This is a genomic window from Citrobacter sp. CK199, from assembly GCF_030333285.1.
GTDB classification, from domain to species: Bacteria; Pseudomonadota; Gammaproteobacteria; order Enterobacterales; family Enterobacteriaceae; genus Citrobacter_B; species Citrobacter_B koseri.
This window is the reverse complement of record NZ_JAOWGF010000029.1, coordinates 299,138-320,741: the sequence shown is the minus strand read 5'-3', so window position 1 is coordinate 320,741 and position 21,604 is coordinate 299,138. Positions and strand designations below refer to the sequence as shown.

The window sequence follows — 21,604 nt, the reverse complement described above, 5'->3', positions numbered from 1 at the left end:
ACTTAACTTTCCAGCCTCTTTTCCGCTCACATTGTCGATTTTGTATACCAGGATATTGTGAGATTGCGATCACCCTCCGCGCTTAATTTTGTGACTAACATCACTAAAAGTGTAAAGTAAAGTTTACGACACAGATCGATTTCAGAGATTACGATTTGCTTCAGGGATGAGGTTCACATTTTTTGGCATGAATTTGGGGAGAGTAGATAAGCAGCAAAGTTCACGTAGTTTGAGAATAAAAAGAGACCGTCGAACACAACGTTGCCAGTGGTTTTGATGAAGAACATGACTCTCTGCTGACGAGGTAGGATTCGCTATCCAACAGACACGCAAACAATGTGGCCCATCATAAAAGTTTTGATAAAGGAACGATTGGACCAGACGAGACTATGCACATACAGATGTCGAAGATGATGAATGGAGGCAGGATTGTCGACAGGCTGTTCTGTGTTCTGCCGACAAGCTGATTGACGTGCCGTAAGGGCTTGTAGAATGGTACATGAGAGAGGTGTTAAGGGGATAAGTGCGAAGGCCGGACTCGAATTTCACACCCAATAGACTGATATCAATGTAGTTTATAAACAGGAATAAAAAGTTATACCCGCACTTGTACCCACACGTTGTAATCCGTATAAAAGATAGACATTTCGAGTGGGTATAAAGCCATAGCAGTAGAACACTGTTATGGCTGTCGAAGCAAGACTCAGGCAGGCAGGAACGTTTTCTTCAGAGGCACCAAAAGTTTAGTCTCGATATCAACTTGTTCGTAGTTCTCAATAAGCGCACGGACGAGATCATCAAGCGTCCAGAGCGTTAGTGGTATCGTCGAACGGTCGGCTTCATATCGAGCATCTTTTGTAAAACCACCGGTACTGACATAAAGCCCGCGATCGTCTTTATGGCGACCTCCGATAAAGCTGCGGATCTGTTGGCTTCCCATTTGCTCCCTGCGATGTTTTACCTCAACGATAATACGTGGATTTTCAAAACCGAATCCATCAGGTGAAGCAATGATATCTTTACCCCGATCGGCTCCCGCAGGTGACACCTGCGTTTTATAACCCATACTGCGTAAAACTCCGGCAACCAGATTTTGCATCTCGTCCCAGTCAAGAGAGTTGATGCGATCTTTGATACCTTCAAACGCGAGCATTTCCATATCGCGGAGCGGATCAGAAACGACCTCATCTTCATCCATCGCAATTGGATTCTGAGTAATTACATCTGCAGTGGGTTTCTTATCCTGCAAAAGCTCTTCTAGCGCATATTCTGGAAGCTGGAAAACCGTCAGCGTAGAACCCAATGTGTTTTTGGTAGCAACAGACAGTCTATCGCGGTCGATTTCTTGAGTATTCCATTTAACCTGCCGAGCGATACCCATCCCCTCTTCCACCCATTCAGGATGATACTGGAAGTCTGAAGTAACTTTGCCTAGCAAATAAGTACGGTTGGCTGGCGAATAGGTAATAACCCAATCACCCTTTTGGATCTCATTCACAAAACGCCAGACCTGCGATGCGCCAGAACGGGCTGTTCCGAGCTTTGTTAAGGGATCAGCCTCCTGGTATAAGGCGAGTAACTGGGCTCGGGATAGGCCGGGTTTGACTAATGGAGCCAGCTGAGACCAACCGATGCCTACAATTTGCTTATCGCGAAAATCGTCATAGAGCTTGCCGCCGTCACCGCGGATCATCCACATTCTGTTGCCCATACCAGTCCCTTCATGAGGAAAAGAAATTATGCTGGATCATAAGCTTGTTCGTAGTATGCGTCAAAACCATCAACAACGACGGCCCAGCATTCCCGGATTGTGCTTGCGATAATGTGCCCAGTTAAAATTACAGCTTCAATTTGCATGATATTTCGTCCATATAAGTAAAAGCACCAACCAGCATCGGCAGGTGCTTTTTGGAATGAGTAAATTAAATAAGTAAGGAAAGCTGCAGTGTGAATCAGGAAGGCTATTCCCAATGTTCACCGTGCCGCGCTTTCAATAAACCTGTTGCCTGTCGCGCCCGCAGAATATCGACTGCCCGCAGATATGGAGACTGTTCTTGCCAGCCGAATCCCCTGCGATCAATACGAACCAGCCCGTACTTTTCCACCAGAAAATTAACGGCATCGGCCAAAGATATACCGGCATCGATATGTTCCTGAATTACCGTTTCATCACTGAATGGCGTGTCGTTGAGTGTCAGGCCATAATGTTGTTCCAGCAGGCGTGCAAGCAGCATTTGCCAGACAGCCACGGGCGACAGACATAGCTTCGCCGCCTGCGGATTTGTTGCAGGTAGAGTTTTCATATTTGCTCTTGTGAAAGTAGTTAACGATGGGTGGAGTAAACGGCGATGTATACGTAGCCGCAACTGCCAAGGGTATCGGCTTCGCAGGTGAAACCATTGTGGTACAGGGTGACACAGTGGGCATGGCGAGGATTCATTTCACCAGTAGTCAGCATCGATTCCATCTGGCTGATAAAATGCGGGAATGCCACATCCAGCTTAAGACATTCTGCTTCGCTGAACTTACCGGTGATACTGGCCCGGTCAGCCAGATAGTGCAGCCGGTTTCCCTCCTGTACCAGACGAGCGCCAAAGCAAGGTGTCACATTACGATTCAGACCCCACTTGAGAAATGAATCGTTCTCTGAGTCAGTAGATTTCATTGAAGTGCCCTCATATCCAGCCTCGCTCTGCAAACGACACTATGCCCTCTGAACCGATGACTAGATGATCGAGCGTGTTCACATCAACCAGTGCCAGCGCTTCTTTAAGCCTGCCCGTAATGTTGCGGTCACACTGACTGGGCTCCGGATCACCGGATGGATGGTTATGCGCCAGTACGACAGCTGCAGCATTGAAGCGAAGCGCTGACTTCAATACCTCACGGGGATGGACCTGGACATGGTTAATCGAACCGGCAAATAGCGTTTCACTCTCCAGTAAACGGTGCTGGTTATCGAGATAGAGCACCATAAACACTTCCCGTTCTTGTCCTGCCAGATGTAACCGAAGCCAGTCACGGGCAGCAGTACTTGAGGTAAAGGATATACCGGGCTGGCGCAGATATTTATCCAGTAGATTGGTAGCGCGTCGGATGGTCCGTTGAGCATAGGGTGTTAATCCGGATGTCGCAGTAAGCAGGTAATCATGTTGAGCCATAACCGCCAGCGGAAAAAGTTCAGGCTGAGATGACAGCGGGGATAATGCGGTATTCATGTTCGGTATCCCTCAGTCGATAAGATGCATAATGGCGCTGCATTCCGGATGGTTCAGCGCGAAGTCGCGTAAGCGATAATAGTGTTCAGTCATCGCGTCACACTCGGTGCGGCAAGCGTGGTGGCTGTATGCCATCAGGCAGGCGACTATCCCTGCCGCTTCTCCAGTAAGTTCCGCGCCGTTGCCATTCATCGGGTTGAACAACGTCCATTTCTCACCGTCAGGCTCCGGAGCCACAAATGCGCCGCTATTGTTGAGTGTGTAAAAGCTCCAGACGCCGCCGCTGTAATCAGCGCACAGGCGATCCATCCAGCCGAAGATTTGGGGCTCAAGGGTTATCCATTGTGGGATGGAGCCAAAGTGCTGCGGCCAGAAGCCGATGCGTAGCTCGTCAGGGACCACCGAGGCAGTAATTGCGGAATGCTCCGCAACCTGATGATTTTGTGTATTCATTAAACTATCTCCTTATGCCGGAACCGTTGTTTAACGCCCGAAAAAATCGAGCATGTTTTCTGCCATCTCCCAAAGAGCACGATTGAGCTTCACATCGCCATCAATACCGGTAACAGCACGGGTGCGGCTGCTTTTCCCCTGTGCGGTTCGCCCTGACAGACCACCTTTCATCAGGTTCTCCTGTACGCGCTGGTAGACGGTCCACAGGTCATCGCTGTAGTCCTCCCGACGACGCGGAGTCAGCAACTGCGATACCGTGACCGGCTGGTGATCCTCACCAAATCGATACTTCAGTGCGGCATGAGCCAGCGCGTGACGAGCCGGCGCTGGTAACGCCAGTGACTGCATTGCATCGCGCTTCTCCTCTACCCGGTCAAACACCCCGAGCACTTCGTAAGCCCCTTCAATCACCTTCTCAACAACATTCCCTTTATGCGGTACTCGTACTTCTCCGAATGACTGACCGCAGACCAGACCATTGGTACAGACGCCACGAAACAGCCCCGGCAGCATCTGGTAGCTTGATGAGCCGTCATGGCTGTTGAGAAGAATGATTTCCGGCACCTGATGGCCGGTCAGTTGTCCGGCCCGACGCAGACGCAGCATATGCTTGGTGTGCTCCCGCTTGCTCTGGTCGCGAACCTTCGTCTGGCAGGCAAAGAACGGCTCAAAGCCTTCACGCTGCAGGCTTTCGAGGATGGTAATGGTAGGGATGTAGGTATAACGGTCTGAACGAGATTCATGCTTGTCACTCCCGAACACGCTGGGGACATGACTCATCAGCTCTTCGTGGGTCAGAGGTCGGTCACGGCGTATCTGGTTTATACGGCCAAAGCGGCTGGCTAATCGCATGGGTAACTCCTTATGCAGTGAGTAAAAATACAAAAGGCCACACTTCCCGAGGGAGGTGTGGCCTGACTTTGTTTATAACGGTGAAGCGCTGGTGGTGGTTATGCAGGGAATTTGCGGATGCCATAACGAGCGATATACCGGTTCAGCCAGTAACCGGCATCCTGCTCAAAGTTCCAGGCCCGCCAGACCATGCAACGCTCATGACGGATAACCAGACGGAAATGCGACCCCTGGTCATCCTCTATCGCAACGTTGGAATATTGAGACGCAACTGACTCTGCCTGCTGGCGTGTAAACGGCCCATCAGGCAATTCAGTGAATTCAGTCATACAGGCTCCTTAAAACAAAAAGCCCCTGCGGCATGTGCGACAGGGGCTGAATCAAACGGATAACGAATCGGCTAAGATGCCTTGCCACCGACAACCGTGACTTGCAGCGGTTGGTAATACTGCGGGTCGAAAACGGACAGTGGCAGGTCAATCTGGTAACCATTACGCTCTTCCGTTGCCTTCATGATTTCGACCGAGTTGACGTTTTCCACGCATTCGTTCTCCAGCGAAGCTTCCTGAGAGCGGGTGGCATCGCTGTCGCCAAATGCAGCCACCCCCATATTCCCCATCGCCAGCGTGTTTCCCCCTTTATCTTTCAGACGCAGGGAGAGTGTCAAAGGCCCGAACTCTTCACCATTTCCGCCGTTGTCCAGGCGAAACTGCCAGACGCAGATATTGCCCGGCACCCAGACCATGTCGGTATTACGGATACTGATGTAACGCTGTTCTTCGGCCTGAGCCGGTGACAGCAGGCAAAGGCTCAGAGCGCAAACTGAGAGAACGCATTTCAGTTTCTTCATGGATTTTTCTCCTGATTCTCCGGCAGATAGAGTTTCCCCATTTCCTTGCCATCGTGCGAATACACCACCGATTTTTCACCCGTGTAGCTGTCGGTTTCAATCCGGAAGCTCAGGGTGATATTGTCCGCAAGACACAGGGCAGCAATCAGAGGCTGCACCGTTTTCTGCTGCATATCCGCAATGTAGTAATAATTGCCTGACTCACAGCCTTCCGGCGACTGGCGGGTTTTCATCACCGTATATTGCGGTGTACCGAAGGCATCCTTTTTTACCCACTCCTGGGCGATATCAGATTTATGCGAGACAACCTTGCTGAATGGTGGTGGAGTCAGGTCTTTAAACCTGGCTATCGCTTTCACGCCAGCATCTTCCTTGCTGTCGCAGCCAGAGGCACTCATTGCACCGATAACTGTCAGAACGGCAAGCACAGGTGGATACAATTTCTTCATGGTGCAGATTCCTTATTATTCGTCCGTTCCGTTGCTTCAGCAGTTGCCAGTTCGTCGGCACAACTCAGCCAGACTCTGTTGGGCTACCCACTGCTGCAGTTTCTGCTCTGAGGCAGAACGCTTCGCCGCCAGGGCCGCCTGCTGCCGTTTGTTGACACAGTTTTCCGGGAATGCAGCAAGTACCTGGTTGCTGTGAGGTTCGTTAGCCAGCTCCAGTTGATACTGGGTGTCGATGATAGTGAAATAACACCCTTTCCCCTGGTCTTCGCCCTGATAGACCGATGTCAGGTCGGAGTAATAACCGCTGGCAGGTTTCAGATTCAGCTTGCGCACGGTATGCGTTTTCTTGTCGGCGAGAAAATAAGCACCACCACCTCGCTGACGCAGCAGAAATTGCCTGGTCCAGGGATAATTGCCAATGACACTGGCCTGATAGAGCGTATTGTTTAACGTGTCGTTATCTATGCCATCGGCCGATTTCCAGCCATCCGCCTGCATGTACTGCCAGAATTTGACGGTACCCACGACAGTTTCAGCAGACGCCGGAAAAACAGTGCCAGCGCAGAGACTGACGGCCAGCGCCGTTGTAGCCAGTAATTTTTTCATCATGATTCCTTATGAGGTAAAAGACCGTCGCCGGTTCTGGCGAGCAGTGAGTGAAAAACGTGAAAATGGGGAAGAGCTCTGAGGAATTCCGGTTCGGCGAGAACATTGCGAATCTGAAGGTCAGGAACGAACAGTTCCGGGTGCAAGGTAACTGCATGGATATCGTTTAGCGGAAACACTGCCACGCGATGATGATGCTCTCCAGTCAGATACCAGTGCCCGCCACAGAGTACGAGGCGGTATGGTGCAAGCCCTGAACAGCGACAACCTTCAGCCAGCAGTGTCACGCGACGATGCTCTGATATAGCCCTGACAAGGCGTGTAAATATGCCTGGCCTGGGCGGCGACAATGACTCCGATTCTGCCCATATGAGGCACGGAGACTCACCGGGCCCACTCAGCAGTGAGCTGACCATGTGGTTATCCATGTCAGGAAACAAGGCCTCCACACCTGACTGACGAGCAAAAGTCAGCACCGCCAGTTCGCGCTGATGGCTACCTGAAAGCAGACGACAGGTGCCGTCGCGATATTCCAGGTCCAGGTACATCAGTCGCTCACGAAAATCCCGGCGGAGGGTACGGAGCGATACACCAAACTCTGCGGCAAGAAGGCCCATATCCAGTGTTTCGCCAGCAACAAGGCGGCTGATAATGAGGGACAGTCGAACCGCCAGCCGCTCATGGCGACGCTCAGTCTGGGACATTAGATTTTCTCCATCCCGTTAACAGGCTGAAAATTAAGTGATTAGTGTAACGAAGGGGTCGGACAGGGTATGGACATGGGAAGGCGTATTTTTTCAGTGCGAGGATTACAGCTGTAATGCGCCTTTACGCGTTGAAGGTGCATTAATCGCTCATTAATTGAGCACGAAAAGGACAGGAAGTGTCCGCTATACGCGGTTTTTCAGAAGAAAATCCAGTCCCAGACGGCACGAGCAACGGTCACCACGGCTTCCCGCACGGTTCGAATCACAGCCCTTACAGGCGCTGGCAGAAAAGATGATGACTCCACATTGCCAATCATTTCATCAACTGCATGACCAAAGCGCTCACGTGCCTGCTTTTTTACCGGCTCGGTGCAGAGCCTTCCATGCAGTTGTGTTGTCAGTGGACTGGTGGCCCGGTCAGGCAGGCTATGCATCATAATATAGACAAGGGTTTCCACGCCCCACCCTGTGCGGGCTGACACCACACAGACAGGATGGTGCGGCAGGAACAACTGCTGCATCGCGATTCTCTTAGTCTCAATCGTTAACTGCTGAGCAGGTGAAGGCGTGCTATCGGTGGTACACCATTCATGACAGGGTTCGGCCTTGTCGACCTGATTAACCACGAACAAAACCCGGTACTGATACGCCAGCATCACCTTGCGATAGAAGTGTTCATCCACTGACAGTGCCCGATCATCAGCCTTGATGACCCATAAAACTAAATCCAGTTCGGGTAGGATGCGGCGATACAGTGCAGTGTATTCTTCATCGCGTTGCTCGCTTTCACCCACACCCGGTAAATCAACAATCATCAGGCTGTGATTGCCATTGCGGAGCCTGAAGCGCAGCACATCGCGGGTGCAGGCCTCCACATCGCTGACCGACGTGACTTCTCCCTGGAACAGGGCATTGCAGAGAGACGATTTGCCTGCCCCACTTTTGCCCATAATGCCAATAACCGGCTCGTAATGGGTCAGGTTCTGGATACGTTCAAGAATAAGCTGGCGAAGCGTGTGCGGAAGCGACGCGAGCGGTTGTTCAAGGGCTTGAAAGCCATCAGGTTTATTCATACAGTAGTCTCAGCGTGAAAAATAAAAAAACCCGAGTTCCAGTCAGGAAAGCGGGGATTCACGGAGATAATATCTATCTGAAATTATTTGGAATTTTAGATTAATACATATAGGACCTTGTGTAGCCCAGAACTGAACGATTTCCGCTTAGTGCCAGAAGCGGACATCGACGAGACATAGTTTATGTTCGTTAGCAGGGAATCGGTCAGTAGACTTCTTCCTGGCTCCTCGGGTAGTTCGTTATATGTTTTGCATGCCCTTACTTGGCACACAATCCTCTCCGGAGGTTCGGACTGACCGTACCCGCCGTAAAAACAGCATTTACAGCCTCAACCACACCCACGGTGCTCGCTATAGTGTGCTAGCTCAGTGTCTGCCATTACTGTTCTGCGACTGCAGAAGTCATCTATCAGGAAATACAGATCATGCTGTTTAACTGGAAAGATCTTATCACACCCATTGTGACCGTCACTGCGGTCTGGCTCGGGGCCAAACTCGCGTTAAGTAATGATATGCGTAAGAAAGTGCTAGAGCTCGAAACTACCAAGTTGGAGCGGTTGGCATTTGAGTGCGACAGCTGTGTGAACAATCTGCACATGAACTGCATGAGAATCTATAAAATTATTGAAGATTTATCCGGGGAATATACCAAGAGAATCACCTTGGCGGAGGTTACTCAATGCCTGAAAAAATCAGCTGAAGCAGGAACAGTAATCGATACTAAAGCTGGACAACAATTTCAGAATACGCTGGAACTTCACCGTCAGGCCGACTTTGAAGAATGGAAAATACTCATCCTTCCACTGCTACTACATATTAACAAGGTACTTGCCTCCCCATCGCTGGCCAACGATGACTGTACGAAAGAACTCAGCCGCCTTTACTGGAAGCCAGAGCAAGCAAAAAGCTACAATGAAGAGCTTGCCGTGCTGGCAGGCCCATTGCCTAGCTATCGGCAACAGCTGTTTAAACGCATCGCCGATGATTACCAAGCATTACTGCAACCCGCACCGCTTAATATATGGGTGATTACACGTAAAACTTGCCACTCAATCCGGGATTTCGTCAAATACACCCCGTTAGCGTCGCGAAATAATATGCGGCAATGATATCAGTTTTGCTGGCAGCGTTTCACTCATAGTGAACCTGCAATACGACGGTACCTCATGGTTATTTCCCAAAGCATGACTCTGTCAGGCTAGCTTTTTAATGTAGTACTTATGTAACTAGACCCGTTTTGGTTCCATGCATTTTTTGAGATCCCCGCCAAATAATGGTGCTGCCGGTATTCCTCCGGTGTCATATTGTTCAGTGATTCATGCGGGATACTTACACTTAGTTCACATTTACGACGCAGAGACGTAAATCATATGGATGATTATTATGACATTTATACATAAGCCACAAACAATCCATTCAGTACAAAATACTGAATCTTTAGATGCTCAGGAATTCAATGAGCTGATAACAGAGTTATCCGAACTGGGCTTTACGCATAGCTCGGAGGTTTCTGAATATATTGTTAAGAATAATCTCGGCAATAAGTATAAAAATATATCTGGGATTATACAGATGACGAAACATAGCGATAAATGGTCGTTCGATGGAGGTTTTCCTCCAGATGTTTATGGACGATTATGTCGAAAGCTGAAACTTAAAAATAAAGGTTCACAATCTCGTCCAGGAAAATTTACTCCATATAAAAGCGTCAAGTAATCGGTGGTCGTTGATACGTCGATGAATAAGCCAAAACTGCGAAATACTTATCGTCAGCACTGATCGTAACTGGCGGTCCGTCCCTATAAAGTCGGAGGGGCCGAACGTCCTCAGAGTGCCAGGAGGGGACGTTGCTCACCTATAAATATCCCAGCAAAACGGAACACTCATCTTTGCAATCTTTTTATGTTTATATAAAGTTCCTCAATCAGCTCTTCCGAATTTTGACTGTAATGCAATGCCCGATGGCAATTCGGGCATAGTGCAACACAATTGCTTATGGTGTCAGCACCAGATAAAGAAAGAGGTATCACATGATACACTTCGAGATATGGGATATCGCCATTTATTAAGAACGGTGTATTTTCACTACATCTTTCACAAACGCCCTTACTCCCTTGCAATACACAAGATTTAACAGCAGGATCCCGAATATAAACCTTCTGAACTCTTTCTAATGTTCCAGTTTTTTATGTCCCTCGGGCTCGTTCAAAGGAATTTATATTAGCTTACTGACCATTTTACTTAGAACACTCTCATCATTAGTGGCTCGAAAAGCACTGATGTATCTCCGTAGATGATAGGTTTCCAAAATTCAGCACTATTAACACTAGGAACATTTATCATTACTCGCTCAGTTCTGTTCCCTGATGGTGCATCTTTTTTAGCAGTACTGTTCAAATGAGTCTGATACATACACATTTTTTGGGAAATATCGGAAGGGTAGTTTCCCACTAAAGAAAATCACATCATCAGGATGTATTTTTCTTTCCGCTATAGATGGTATATGTCTTCCGGTTGATGATGAGGCCAAATACACAACGCCTTTGTTTACCCCGGAATCAATAAGTCGTCCAATGATATAATCGAGGGCAACATTATAATCTTTGTTTCTATGCGCCGGTCCTCAGGGCTCAAATATCAGGCCATATACCCCATCTTCTTCACCTACTAGGCACTCAACGTTCAGTTCCATACCATTGTTATCAAGAGATTGCTATGTATTGCGCGGGAAACGTCTAGTTTGAATTAAGGAATTGTGAGGCGGAAGATGGGATTTAGGAATTTGGTTAGAGTTAGCAATGTTAATAAATGGGCCTAATTTCACTTTAAATCAAATTCCTAAATATTAAAGAAAGCAAGCTGGCCTACATAAACAGCCAGCCTTGGATAATTCAATTCACTTCTTACATAGAATACTGGGTTTTACTCCGTACTCAACACATGCACTCAAAAATGTATTTATAAGCCAGATTAGCTGAACAGTATAAGGTTTGGCTGACTGATTTCTCTTGATGATTTCCACCTCATCGATTAACATTTCTTTTCTTAAAAATGGAGCAGCTAATATTAACTCCCTACTAGTTTTCGGACTCTCATTAATTTTGTCAAGAGCTAACTCAATGTCATTCCTGGAAGTGTCAATTGGTCTAACTCTACTAATCTGCGTTTGTAAATATTTTGAAGACCATTCATTATCATATTTATCAAGGTAAAGTTCTTTTGGTGAATGTAATCTGCCAATATTTTTTAAAGCTTGACTTATAACTTCATGAAATTTACTGGCGCCATAGCTCTCTTTTTTAATATATTTAGAATGAATAAACTTTATGGATGGATTTCCTGTCGTGATATCCAGCACAATATGATCGGCCCACTCATCATTCATATCATCACAAATTACAATAGCATCTTTATTTGAATAGATATTCTCCACTCGTCTAAATAGCGATCTCACTGGAAATCTTTTAATATTTTCTGGATAAGATTGTTTGTCATCTTTCTCTTTTTCCGATCTGATTGTTGAAAAATCAAAGCTATCATCAAAAACGGACAGGAAAATATTCAAATTATTTAACATCGTCTTATCTTCAAAACACGAACGACCATGATAGCAATATTGGGGGGAATCGAAGGTTATAGTGAATGGCTTAAACTTGTTAATATATTTACTAAGCGACATTAACTGAGAACCATTTTCACTAATCATTATACCATCGAGATATTTGGATACTATAGTCACAACCTTAGTATTGAATCTCAGACGACATTTGAATTTGAATCTTAAATTGGTTAGCGTTTCACCATCTAAGAAATATGATGATTTAAATCCATTGAAAAATTTATCAAGTTCAACAGAACTTAACGTCACCGTTCCATGAGGCACATTTTTTGTTAGTGTAAAAGTATGGGACGTGCCACGCACCATATCATCCAACTCGCTAAGATCTATAAAAATAGCTTTTGGCTTGACTTTTTTTGCTAATAATTCACTCAAAGTAATAGGGGAAGAGAAACCTGCCATTAGCTTACTTGACAAAGAGGCTGTGTTAGATAATTCATTTACTGTAGCTATTGCCCATGAGCAGAAATTAAAAAAATCCACTTTTTTATCTTTGTAGCCTATTCGTGAAGTATTTGGTGTTAAAGTAAATATGTCATTTCCTGTCTTGACTCTAAATGTCCCTGGAATTGAACGTCCAGTCGTGTTAGGAGAAAGAATGCCACTTAGATTTTTTGCTTCCACTGTTCTATTTCTTATCACTGAATCTGACAGTGACATATTCCTCATGCTAATCTTTTCATACTCAGGATTCAGCCTTCCATTAAAATTTGAAAATTTATCAAACTCAAAGTATTCTATGAACCTTTCCAACTCGCTTTCAATTGCATCAACATTTTTCTTCGAAATTATTAAAAAATCCTGAACCTCCAAGATCATTAGATACGCATACTTGCTTTCTGAAATGCTAGTGCCTTGTAGAAATGAAGGCTCTTCTAGAACTTTAAAAGACACCAAAGAGTAAGTTAAATTCCCATTATCTACAACAACTTCAGATTTAATTTTATTTATAAGAAAAACACCATCTTTTATCGAGGATATGCTTCTAAATAGATTTTTTATTTTATTTCTAGATAAAGGTTTTTTTATCTTAAAAAATTGTGCATTTTTTGATAAAATTAAATCATTGATACTGAAAATATATTTAGTCACTTTGATGTCCTTATAATTAACATTTGATTATTCAAGAACAACTAGACAGCACTTCAGAGAAAATCAAATGGGAAATGGAATAGTTTAGATTCAGAAAATTACATTAACACGTAATATATTAAAAGTAATTATCTAAAACAATATTAATTATTGACTCGCGCAGTATTTAACTGCAAAAATTTGATTTAGGTCGTTTTTTTCTTACAAAGGCCAAGCCGCCAGGCCCGAAATGCCGCCTCTGCCGGTTAGCGCAATTGGGCTGACGCCCCGGGGCACTGGGGAGCCGAAACTTTAAGAAATCCGGAGAATTGACCGTTATTTGAAATAAAAATGCCATTGTAACTTTCGTGTTTAGGCATAGAAAAAATTTCCTTTTAACAAAACATAGTAATACTAGTAATGTGCCTTGTGCGGTGATCAAAATTGCGAACTTCCGCTCCTCGCTCATATAAGACCTTCGTCCTGCCCGTCAAGTGCCGTGAGTAGATTGTGCGAGCGTATGGATACATTAGATACCTAAAGGCTCTTGAGTAGACCTACAAACATTGTCTGTCGCTTGGGTTGAGCATAAAATACCCATTCAATTTTATGCGGGTATTTGTATGGAATACGTGGCTTTTGGTGATGAGAGTGGTACGACAGGGAGTGACCGCTGTTATGGCATTGGTTTGCTGTGTGTGCGTAAAGACACGTTGCACATCTTCAATGAGCGAGTCCAGAAATTAAAAGATAAGTACGGGATTGTCGGTGAGTTGAAGTGGTCCAAGATTAAGAACAGTGCAGGGCAGGCAAACATTTGCATTGAGCTGCTGGCTATGGTGCTCAAGAACTCGTGCTGCTTCCACTCAATTGTTGTAGTTAAGAACATTTACAACAACTGGCAGACGGACAGGGAGTTGGCTTTTTACCAGACGTACACAATGCTCGTTAAGAACGTTGCTAAGCAGATTAAGAGTGACGTTGAGGTGATCATCGACCAGAAGATTGATAAATACAAAAAGAACGATGAAGTGACAGGTATTGTTGCTAACAACATGCTGGCTAGGGCAGGGATGAAGAAGCTGGTTAAGTCTGTGACGATGCACGACTCTAAGCATCATCTTGGATTACAGGTTGTCGACATTCTGACCGGATCTGTGAACTCTGGGTACTTGAAGTACCTTAATCCTCGGCTAGAACTATCAGTGGCTAAGGAGCTTGCCTTTGAACGTATGGCTGCTCTGCTTGGCTGGGATTTTTTCCATTACGATACATTCCCGAATAAGGATTTTAATATCTGGCATTTCCCGCAAGAGATGCGAGCTATGCCGGGTTCAAAGAGTATTCGACCTGATTACAGCGTTCCATTGGTTAAGCGGGAAGAGCTGCCCTAACCTTGACTTCAAAAATCGATGTTTATGCATAGGCCGACCAGATTTAAAGGATAGGTGTCAATCGATACTGTAGTAGTGCACTAAATTTGGCCACTGGAACAAATATGTAAATGTCCACTTCTCGCTCAGACTGTGTGAAAACCCTACCTGAAAGCCGAAGTGCGTGAGGTTATGCAAAATTTGGAGTCGATCGACTGGTCAACCTGCGTCAAATTTTACGTAGGAGCGCATTTTTCGACTCTGTTCTACACCCTTTCTACGATCGCTAACGTTTTCACACAGCCTGCGCTCACAGCGGACCTTTAGCACCTCACCTGATGCCTGCCAGCATCGCACCTCGCTTCATGTCTAACCTCTCTGTTAGCCCGGCATGTTCAGTGGCTCTGTTGACAATGGTGCCACTTTCCAATACGTTAAGCACAAGGTTAGCGCGACCCGGCAGCTCACGGCCAAAGCGGAATGCAGCGCAGACTTATCAAATCTTTTTTGGTTAAGTGTCTTTGATTCTTATGGTTCGTGAGCACATAAGACAGATTAGAGACTTAAACCATGAAACAACTCCCTACATGCGCTGAAGCAAAAGCCCACGCTAAATACCTTTCACGGTCGCTCAATATCAATCTAAGCTACGCCCGGGATGCAGTGGCATTACGCTATAACTGCCATAACTGGTCGGAACTCAGCACAGTATTTGGTCAGCTTAGCGATAAGTACATGTCGTTCTATGGCCTTGCCAGCCATGAAGAAAAGCGTGTTTTTAGCCAGCTTCTGGCACCGTATATCGCAGAATTGCAAAATGCCATTCATCCTGACCGCCATGTGCCGGAAAGCTTGATACGTAAGATCGCTGAAGGCCATATTTCCCGGGTATCCGGTAAAGTCATGTCGGCTGTAATACGTGAATGCGAGGATTTTCCTCCCACGACAGTTAAAGACATCATTGAACTTATTGAATTTTATGATGAAACGGTCAGCCGGGTATTAGCAGGACATCACAAACAGATCCCGACCAATAATCCTTGGCTGGAACCTTGGGTATTTGGTGTGCGCTTTTATGCCTATTACCACTTTAATGGCAAGCAGGTCACCATCTTAAGCCGGGAATGGGATTTAGATATTCATGATGCCTACCTGCCACATGCCTGTGACAGAGTATTTTCACGCCCATGGTTTCAGGACTATATGATCGGCTATCTGGCCTACCTCGTGAAGCAATTTATCGGATTGGGTTACGACGGTACCGTTAAGATTTGTTGCATTAATAATTATAGCGCGCTGGATTACCATCAGAAAAAAGCAGCCCCCAACGGTCGTGTGGGGCTCAATCACTTATACAGAGAGTTACTTAATCGCGGGGGAGAGGAAAAGTGGTCGTTTAGTCAAAATGGTCATAAACATGATTTTGGTATCGAGCTCCCGTTTGCCACATTGACCTCATTGAAGAAAGGAAGAAAATGAGATGAACAAAGCCGGAAAAATAGCGTATTCATGGCTAAAGGCACAGAGCGATAGCGAAAAAATTCGATTTATTGCACAAGCGCTGGGGAGTGTCGAATATCAGGCGTTTATAAAAAAACATCAGCCTGAAAAGCAGCATACCCACAATCTACCTTTAAGTTTTTTGAAATGGTATTTGCCTCAGAAACTAGTGGCCTCCTTTCACGGCAAGGAGATCGGCCTAAGAAGTGTGCCGAAGACGGTTGGCGATAAGCTGGAAATTCGGCATACCTGGATGCCAACAGGACAGTTTGCTCCTTCGCGTCATGGATCTTACATACCACTGGGAACCCACTTTGCTTGTACTGCTCTGATGCAACCCTTTTTGCAAAAGCAGCAGGAAAAATGTCTGGAGCAGGCCTGGCAGGCAGCGCTTCCCCTGCTTCTGTCACCTGACATCAGCAATGGCAATGAATTCACCGCTCCATGGCTGGATTACGAGCCCTATCTCAATGGTGAAACGGATGTCTACTTTTTACTGGATGAACCTCAGGAAAGAGTCAAGATTGGAATATCAGGTAATCTCAGGCAACGCGTGGATACCTTGAAGCAACAACATAATACCAGCCTGAGTCTTATCTCCATAATACCCGCAGGGGGTATTGAGACAGAATCTGCATTACATCTTTTCTTTAAAAAATACAGGTTGGATCAGAAGGGACTTGGTAGAGAGTGGTTTTCTTATACGGATGAATTATGCGAATTTATCAATACCCTGAACACCTATGCAATCAGGAGCAACTGCCTAAGAGCTTACGGCATTATCTGACATCAGATCGTATCTTTAGGGCCCGTGGCGCTACGCACCTACAGGTGTGAAAAATGGATTATTTAACCCCAGTGCCGTATGTAACCATTAAGCCAGTACAGGTCTGACAGAGCCAGACAACAACTTGACAGAATGAATGCTACAAGCCATCTGTCTTGGCAAGAGAAATTATATCTTCTTCGGGAGCGACACGATGGTGAGTACAACGAAAACCTATCTTTTTACGCCACATCTAGATCGCACCAACTGCCTTTATGCGCTGGTGCGTATCAGATATCAAGACTTATGCCCTGGAACCCCGGTTCATGTCAGACAGAGCGTTGACAGTGCCGCATAATATATTCTTTGTGACTTTGCTGACTTTCATCCGCACTTGGTAAATAACCCTAAATGAGGATAAGGTTGCCACGGGATAAATGAAAACGCGTGGCATGGCAGGAACAAGAATCAACGTTACTTTTTGCCCTGGTAGACCACTGTTATGTTGTCTGGTTTTCTTAACGTCGGGGCCGTAGCAGGGTCAATCAGGTACACAGGTACTATCACGGCATTTTTCCCACTAAACAGGATTGGCACCCAGCAGTGAACTCGTGGGTCTCCTGTCGTCTCCGGGATACCACTTGTACCGTATGACATAAGATCAACCACATTGATAAAAAGCGCCTTACCTATATCAAAGAAAAACTCGTTAAAAACCACATCTTTTGCCAGCAAAATCACAGCGTCACCTGCCGCAAATTTGACTGGCGATGAGGGGAGTTCTGAGGTCTCGGCATCAGCAAATATAATCCTTTCGGTATAGATAAAACAGGCGTAACGGGCATCCTGTTCTGACCTATCCAGGATAAACTGACAGAGCTCTTTGATATGTCGATTTTCGACCCTGCCAACTGCATTATCCCGACGGTAGTGTCGTTTATGTTCGCGAACATGCACCTTGCCATTGACGCTGTCAAAGTCATACCCTTTTCCAACCTGAAGCTTACTCTCCCAGATCTCCATACAATACTTTTCAGCAGCTACAACATTTCTTCGGCGAGGCAAATCCTGCTGGTAGACACCAGACAGTAGCCGAGCCTTAAGTTCGTCCGCTAGCTGATAATAGCGATTAATATCTTTCAGTACCGGAACGGTAGCATCCAGCAATGTGGAAATAACCTGCGACCGTGAGATCTTCTGTTTTTTGCTGTATTCATCAACAACACGCAGAGTCTCAGAATTGGTTACATTGAAAGTGATTCGTTCTGACATGCCAATCACCTATTAAGCATTTTATAAAAAGTGCATAACAATCAACCTTAAACACCTTTATTATCAACAAGTTTATTTTATTGATATTTCTATTTCGTTATCAATTCATAGTAATATGCTCTCACGTAAAAATACTGAATATGATGCTGTCAGGACAGCCTGTATACCAGGAACGAACATTTGGGTTTTTAGTATAATTAAGGTCTTCATGTTTTAAGAACTTCCTCTTCATATCCCCTCCCGCAGTGATCCGCTTAACCCGTCTGTATATCTCCAATCCCCACAGTACTGCTCAGTAAACAGAAATACTGTGACTTTCCTGCATAAAAAATTACATATCACCACCTTCCTTTGTACACACACTACAGAGGATTAAATCATGGACTTTCCCTGGCCCTGGAACCGCAAATACACAATGAACTGGTTCCTGTTGTCGTTACTGAACCACCATCTAGATCAGCTACTGGGACGTTACTCCCGCCTTCAGCCCCTCAGACTCGATGTGTTCTATCAGAATGACACATGGCGTTATAACCATCACGGATGGTACGAGACAGAAAGGGAGGTACGCCAGTTAACAGAACATCTGATGTTAGAGAGCAACATCGTGGGTCACTTCTGGGTGCTGGAGTGCACTTCCCGACACAAATGCCATGCCCATATTGTGATGTATCTTGATGGTCACCATAACCAGGCCACCTTTCCGGTGGCTGAACAGGCAGGGGCTGTCTGGCAGAAGATTACACAGGGTGAGGGGTACCACAATCGCTGTGATCCTAAGAAATGCTACGAAGCCGATATCACCCGCCCCGTCAATTACGATGATGCTACAGCCATCAACAACCTGCGCTACATCATCAGCTATCTCGCCAAGGAGAAATCAAAACACGGGCAGACTTACTACGGGGCCAGCGAGGTACCACCCGCAAGTGGACTGGGCAGACCGCGAGGGCTTCGATAAAACGACGCACTTTTTTACGTCAGTTCCGGTTGTTATGCCGGAGAAGGCTACAGTGATTCATCACACGACTCCGGTACTTACTTAGCTACCGGAGAATCTCATCATGACAATTAAACCTTCCCTGCTTGAAGACCAGTTTGTCGATATGGCTTTTATCACCCGGCTCACAGGGTTAACCGATAAATGGTTCTACAAGCTAATCAAAGACGGTGAGTTTCCGGCACCCATCAAGTTTGGTCGCAGTTCCCGCTGGCGACAGAGTGAAGTCGAAGCCTGGCTGCAGGCCCGTATTGATGCATCCCGTGGGGAGAATTCCTCCCTGCCAACGACCCACAAACTTACCGTAACTCCCGTGGAGACGTTGTCATGAAAACACCGAATTCCCGTCATGACTTCCTGTTGCAGCATTACCAGCGCTGGCTGGACGATTTCACGCGTCTGGCTGTACGACATGGGTTGTGTCACCCGAACATCCAGGCCAGCCATCAACTCACCATAGGCTCGCTCCGCTTCACGGGTACGGGGCAGGTCACTGCCGTGGTACCCCATGCTTTGTACCGGTTGTTCTGCGGTAATCAGCCTCCGGTCATCACGGTGACAGAGGACATGTCCACCCGGCTGGATTCAGACACCACGCTGCTGCTTCACCATCCCATGCTGGAAGGCATATTGCTGAGTGAATGTGCCCGACTGAAGCAGTTCCCGGTACAACGGGCACTGCTGGTGATGTTACAGCGACTGACCAGCCGGGAAATCCGACACAAAATCGTCTGGCTGTGCTGGCGCGATTTGATGTGCGGAAATGACCCTTGCGACTGGCTGGAGCGTCTGGTCGGACAGCCAGACGACGCGCTGTATCTCTGGCTGGGTGACCGCCAGGATAGTGATCCCGTTTTAACCCTGATGATGGATGAATACCTGCTGTTTACCGGCAACTGATGCCAGAGACGAAAGTACATCCTCCTCCCCCAATCCCGCATTACTTTCCACAGATGCCGTTTCCCGCACCGCTTCACACTAGCGGAACGGCGCTGTCTGCGATTCAACGATAAGGATTTACAGATGAACTCAACCATTTTTACCGCGCACTGTCAGGCCTGGCTTGATGACCTCACCCGGCTGCAGGTCACTCATGGGCTCTGCCAGCCTGAAATTAAAAAGTGGCACAGGCTGACCGTGACGTCCTGCTCGTTACCGAACGGGCTTACCGGACTGCTCATTATTCCGCAGTTTTTGCTGACGGTAACGCAGGCTGCTTGTGTGGAAGAAGAATCAGTAGCGGGACGTATCATTAAACGTGCTGAGGGGCCAGCGCTGGCGGGGATGTTGCGCAGTGAATGTTACCGACTGGGACTCAGTGCCCTTGCTGAGCAGTTATTGCTGCTCTTCCGCCAGTATCCACAGCCCGGTATACGTGAATCACTGATGTTGCTGTGCTGGTGTGAGCTGGTGAAAGGGATTGAGCCGGAAGCATGGTACGCACTGCATCTGCTGCTTCCGGCCACGCTGAAGAAATGGATCAATACACGACAAAAAGAGTTCAATGGTTTATCGGCACTGACTGAGGATTACATTCGTGCCACCCGGCCACTGTGAAGGTCGGATACCTGTCCGTAACAGCGATCCGGTACCGAGCGGCATGCGCAATGTACCGGAGCATATGACCTGGATTGAGCAGAAAAATACGCGCTTACTGTATGGCTGTAACGGAGTAGCTGACCATCAGTTAACCGTGCGCCGACGAAGTATCGATTTCTGAGTCTGACAGTTTTTTACGTCAGCATTCCATTATGTGACAGCCACACCAATCCCCCCCTTTAATCATCTAATCGCAAGGCACAGGCTTCCCTTTTCGGGACGACTTGCGCCTGCCCTCAGGAGTCTGAAGATGTTTGCCAAATTCTTCCTCGCACACAACGGTAAACGGTGCTGTGTGACCTGCCATACCGATAGATACATTACAGTACATAACATCCAGATCGAGGTACTGGCATGCGCATGCTGAAATGTTACATTGCCAATAATCGTGACGGGCACGTTGTGACTGCTAAAGACGCGATGCAGTCACCAGGCAGGGTACGCGGCCCGCAATGCGGCACTAGACATTTATCGAGGAAGTAGGTGATTTTCCTCGACGAAGATATTGTCTACGGATTCAATGAAAAACGATGGCAAGTAGCAAGTGCGTCGCAAGCCGACATAGTGATCTTTGACGACAGGCATTCGGGTGCAGGGCAACATCGAAGAGGGGTTCACAGAAAGCAACCCTATGCCGGGGCGGGGTCAGTCCACAATGGACTCAGAAGTGTATAGATTATCTATGGCGACTCAAGCCTCACAATTGAAAACCAACTGGTTTGGGTTCGACCGGAAATATTTTTGTCTATCACCAGAGAGTTAGTAGATAACTCAGAAATGCTAGAAAATTTTGCTTCTTATTGTTACTGTATAACAAAAAAAGGGGGCACCATGAAAACTACGTTGTATAAAGACTTTACCTTTGAAGCCGCACACCGTCTTCCCAATGTTCCGGAGGGCCATAAATGCGGTCGCTTACACGGTCACTCTTTTTTAGTGCGCCTTGAGATAACCGGTGAAGTGGATAAACATACTGGTTGGATTATCGATTTTGCCGAACTGAAAACCATTTTTAAACCCACACTAGATCGTCTGGATCATAACTATCTCAATGATATTACTGGATTAGAGAATCCCACCAGCGAAGTGCTGGCGGAATGGATTTGGCACCAAGTGAAGCCGCAACTGCCACTCCTTAGCGGAGTAATGGTGAAAGAGACCTGTACAGCGGGTTGTATTTATCGTGGGGAGTGACA

The 21,604-nt window shown here is 46.7% G+C and carries 26 protein-coding genes and 1 pseudogene; 11 read left to right on the top strand and 16 right to left on the bottom strand.

The window, feature by feature from the left end:
* Positions 1-703: 703 nt before the first annotated feature.
* The 12 genes from OGX75_RS19840 to OGX75_RS19785 form a co-directional block, all read right to left on the bottom strand.
* Positions 704-1,693, bottom strand: coding sequence for a restriction endonuclease (locus OGX75_RS19840; protein ID WP_368913910.1), 990 nt, complete (start codon positions 1,691-1,693; stop codon positions 704-706).
* A 268-nt stretch (positions 1,694-1,961) separates the two neighbouring features.
* A complete protein-coding gene (locus tag OGX75_RS19835; RefSeq protein ID WP_286451521.1) occupies positions 1,962-2,303 on the bottom strand; it encodes a TA system toxin CbtA family protein in 342 nt (113 codons plus the stop codon).
* 20 nt (positions 2,304-2,323) lie between these two features.
* Positions 2,324-2,665 (bottom strand): type IV toxin-antitoxin system YeeU family antitoxin, encoded by a 342-nt coding sequence (locus OGX75_RS19830; protein ID WP_021530984.1) that lies wholly within the window; start codon positions 2,663-2,665, stop codon positions 2,324-2,326.
* Positions 2,666-2,675: 10 nt separating this feature from the next.
* On the bottom strand, positions 2,676-3,218 hold the full coding sequence (gene radC / locus OGX75_RS19825) for a RadC family protein (protein ID WP_286451520.1): 543 nt from the start codon (positions 3,216-3,218) through the stop codon (positions 2,676-2,678).
* Between the two features lie 12 nt (positions 3,219-3,230).
* Positions 3,231-3,671 (bottom strand): antirestriction protein, encoded by a 441-nt coding sequence (locus OGX75_RS19820; protein WP_047667320.1) that lies wholly within the window; start codon positions 3,669-3,671, stop codon positions 3,231-3,233.
* A 30-nt stretch (positions 3,672-3,701) separates the two neighbouring features.
* Positions 3,702-4,523 (bottom strand): DUF932 domain-containing protein, encoded by an 822-nt coding sequence (locus OGX75_RS19815; protein WP_286451519.1) that lies wholly within the window; start codon positions 4,521-4,523, stop codon positions 3,702-3,704.
* A 98-nt stretch (positions 4,524-4,621) separates the two neighbouring features.
* On the bottom strand, positions 4,622-4,852 hold the full coding sequence (locus OGX75_RS19810) for a DUF905 domain-containing protein (RefSeq protein ID WP_047667324.1): 231 nt from the start codon (positions 4,850-4,852) through the stop codon (positions 4,622-4,624).
* Positions 4,853-4,923: 71 nt separating this feature from the next.
* Positions 4,924-5,373 (bottom strand): IrmA family protein, encoded by a 450-nt coding sequence (locus tag OGX75_RS19805; protein WP_286451518.1) that lies wholly within the window; start codon positions 5,371-5,373, stop codon positions 4,924-4,926.
* Positions 5,370-5,822 carry a YfjS/YafY family lipoprotein gene (locus OGX75_RS19800; RefSeq protein ID WP_015699705.1) on the bottom strand — a complete coding sequence of 151 codons (453 nt, stop codon included), beginning with the start codon at positions 5,820-5,822 and terminating at the stop codon, positions 5,370-5,372. The genes OGX75_RS19805 and OGX75_RS19800 overlap by 4 nt, the downstream gene beginning before the upstream one ends.
* 36 nt (positions 5,823-5,858) lie before the next feature.
* Positions 5,859-6,428 carry a hypothetical protein gene (locus tag OGX75_RS19795; RefSeq protein ID WP_286451517.1) on the bottom strand — a complete coding sequence of 190 codons (570 nt, stop codon included), beginning with the start codon at positions 6,426-6,428 and terminating at the stop codon, positions 5,859-5,861.
* The gene (locus tag OGX75_RS19790) at positions 6,428-7,132 is read right to left on the bottom strand and encodes a helix-turn-helix transcriptional regulator (RefSeq protein ID WP_286451516.1); all 705 of its coding nucleotides are present in this window, start codon (positions 7,130-7,132) and stop codon (positions 6,428-6,430) included. The genes OGX75_RS19795 and OGX75_RS19790 overlap by 1 nt, the downstream gene beginning before the upstream one ends.
* 200 nt (positions 7,133-7,332) lie before the next feature.
* Positions 7,333-8,208, bottom strand: coding sequence for a GTPase family protein (locus OGX75_RS19785; RefSeq protein WP_286451515.1), 876 nt, complete (start codon positions 8,206-8,208; stop codon positions 7,333-7,335).
* A gap of 425 nt (positions 8,209-8,633) precedes the next feature.
* Here OGX75_RS19785 and OGX75_RS19780 point away from each other — a divergent pair, with 425 nt between their 5' ends.
* Together OGX75_RS19780 and OGX75_RS19775 are read left to right on the top strand one after the other, a co-directional pair.
* A complete protein-coding gene (locus OGX75_RS19780; RefSeq protein WP_286451514.1) occupies positions 8,634-9,317 on the top strand; it encodes a hypothetical protein in 684 nt (227 codons plus the stop codon).
* 274 nt (positions 9,318-9,591) lie between these two features.
* The gene (locus OGX75_RS19775) at positions 9,592-9,924 is read left to right on the top strand and encodes a hypothetical protein (RefSeq protein WP_072041100.1); all 333 of its coding nucleotides are present in this window, start codon (positions 9,592-9,594) and stop codon (positions 9,922-9,924) included.
* A 167-nt stretch (positions 9,925-10,091) separates the two neighbouring features.
* Here the strand turns inward: OGX75_RS19775 and OGX75_RS19770 are convergent, their stop codons facing one another.
* The 3 genes from OGX75_RS19770 to OGX75_RS19765 form a co-directional block, all read right to left on the bottom strand.
* Positions 10,092-10,247, bottom strand: a complete 156-nt coding sequence (locus tag OGX75_RS19770; RefSeq protein ID WP_270753767.1) for an HNH endonuclease signature motif containing protein — start codon at positions 10,245-10,247, stop codon at positions 10,092-10,094.
* 341 nt (positions 10,248-10,588) lie between these two features.
* On the bottom strand, positions 10,589-10,771 hold the full coding sequence (locus OGX75_RS21340) for a hypothetical protein (protein WP_487336115.1): 183 nt from the start codon (positions 10,769-10,771) through the stop codon (positions 10,589-10,591).
* A 333-nt stretch (positions 10,772-11,104) separates the two neighbouring features.
* Positions 11,105-12,919, bottom strand: a complete 1,815-nt coding sequence (locus tag OGX75_RS19765) for a hypothetical protein (RefSeq protein ID WP_004215749.1) — start codon at positions 12,917-12,919, stop codon at positions 11,105-11,107.
* Between the two features lie 602 nt (positions 12,920-13,521).
* Here OGX75_RS19765 and OGX75_RS19760 point away from each other — a divergent pair.
* The 3 genes from OGX75_RS19760 to OGX75_RS19750 all read left to right on the top strand — a co-directional run bounded on the left by OGX75_RS19760 (position 13,522) and on the right by OGX75_RS19750 (position 16,558).
* The gene (locus OGX75_RS19760) at positions 13,522-14,292 is read left to right on the top strand and encodes a DUF3800 domain-containing protein (protein WP_004215750.1); all 771 of its coding nucleotides are present in this window, start codon (positions 13,522-13,524) and stop codon (positions 14,290-14,292) included.
* Positions 14,293-14,841: 549 nt separating this feature from the next.
* Positions 14,842-15,750, top strand: coding sequence for a hypothetical protein (locus OGX75_RS19755; RefSeq protein ID WP_040196622.1), 909 nt, complete (start codon positions 14,842-14,844; stop codon positions 15,748-15,750).
* A 1-nt stretch (position 15,751) separates the two neighbouring features.
* Positions 15,752-16,558, top strand: coding sequence for a GIY-YIG nuclease family protein (locus tag OGX75_RS19750; RefSeq protein WP_004215754.1), 807 nt, complete (start codon positions 15,752-15,754; stop codon positions 16,556-16,558).
* Between the two features lie 453 nt (positions 16,559-17,011).
* Here the strand turns inward: OGX75_RS19750 and OGX75_RS19745 are convergent, their stop codons facing one another.
* Positions 17,012-17,809: a YagM family protein gene (locus tag OGX75_RS19745; RefSeq protein WP_286451513.1), complete on the bottom strand. Its 798-nt coding sequence runs from the start codon at positions 17,807-17,809 to the stop codon at positions 17,012-17,014.
* Positions 17,810-18,188: 379 nt separating this feature from the next.
* On the opposite strand from OGX75_RS19745, the gene OGX75_RS19740 reads away from it, so the two are divergent.
* The 6 genes and pseudogenes from OGX75_RS19740 (at position 18,189) to queD (ending at position 21,602) form a co-directional block, all read left to right on the top strand.
* Positions 18,189-18,770, top strand: a complete 582-nt coding sequence (locus OGX75_RS19740; RefSeq protein WP_286451512.1) for a YagK/YfjJ domain-containing protein — start codon at positions 18,189-18,191, stop codon at positions 18,768-18,770.
* 103 nt (positions 18,771-18,873) lie between these two features.
* A pseudogene (locus OGX75_RS19735) lies at positions 18,874-19,074 on the top strand (helix-turn-helix transcriptional regulator); the annotation flags it as partial.
* A gap of 62 nt (positions 19,075-19,136) precedes the next feature.
* The gene (locus OGX75_RS19730; RefSeq protein WP_286451511.1) at positions 19,137-19,709 is read left to right on the top strand and encodes a hypothetical protein; all 573 of its coding nucleotides are present in this window, start codon (positions 19,137-19,139) and stop codon (positions 19,707-19,709) included.
* 123 nt (positions 19,710-19,832) lie between these two features.
* On the top strand, positions 19,833-20,366 hold the full coding sequence (locus OGX75_RS19725; RefSeq protein ID WP_004215986.1) for a hypothetical protein: 534 nt from the start codon (positions 19,833-19,835) through the stop codon (positions 20,364-20,366).
* Between the two features lie 396 nt (positions 20,367-20,762).
* Positions 20,763-20,891, top strand: a complete 129-nt coding sequence (locus OGX75_RS21335) for a DUF7828 domain-containing protein (protein ID WP_439954708.1) — start codon at positions 20,763-20,765, stop codon at positions 20,889-20,891.
* Between the two features lie 348 nt (positions 20,892-21,239).
* Positions 21,240-21,602, top strand: a complete 363-nt coding sequence (queD, locus tag OGX75_RS19720) for a 6-carboxytetrahydropterin synthase QueD (RefSeq protein ID WP_210526556.1) — start codon at positions 21,240-21,242, stop codon at positions 21,600-21,602.
* Positions 21,603-21,604 lie beyond the last annotated feature (2 nt).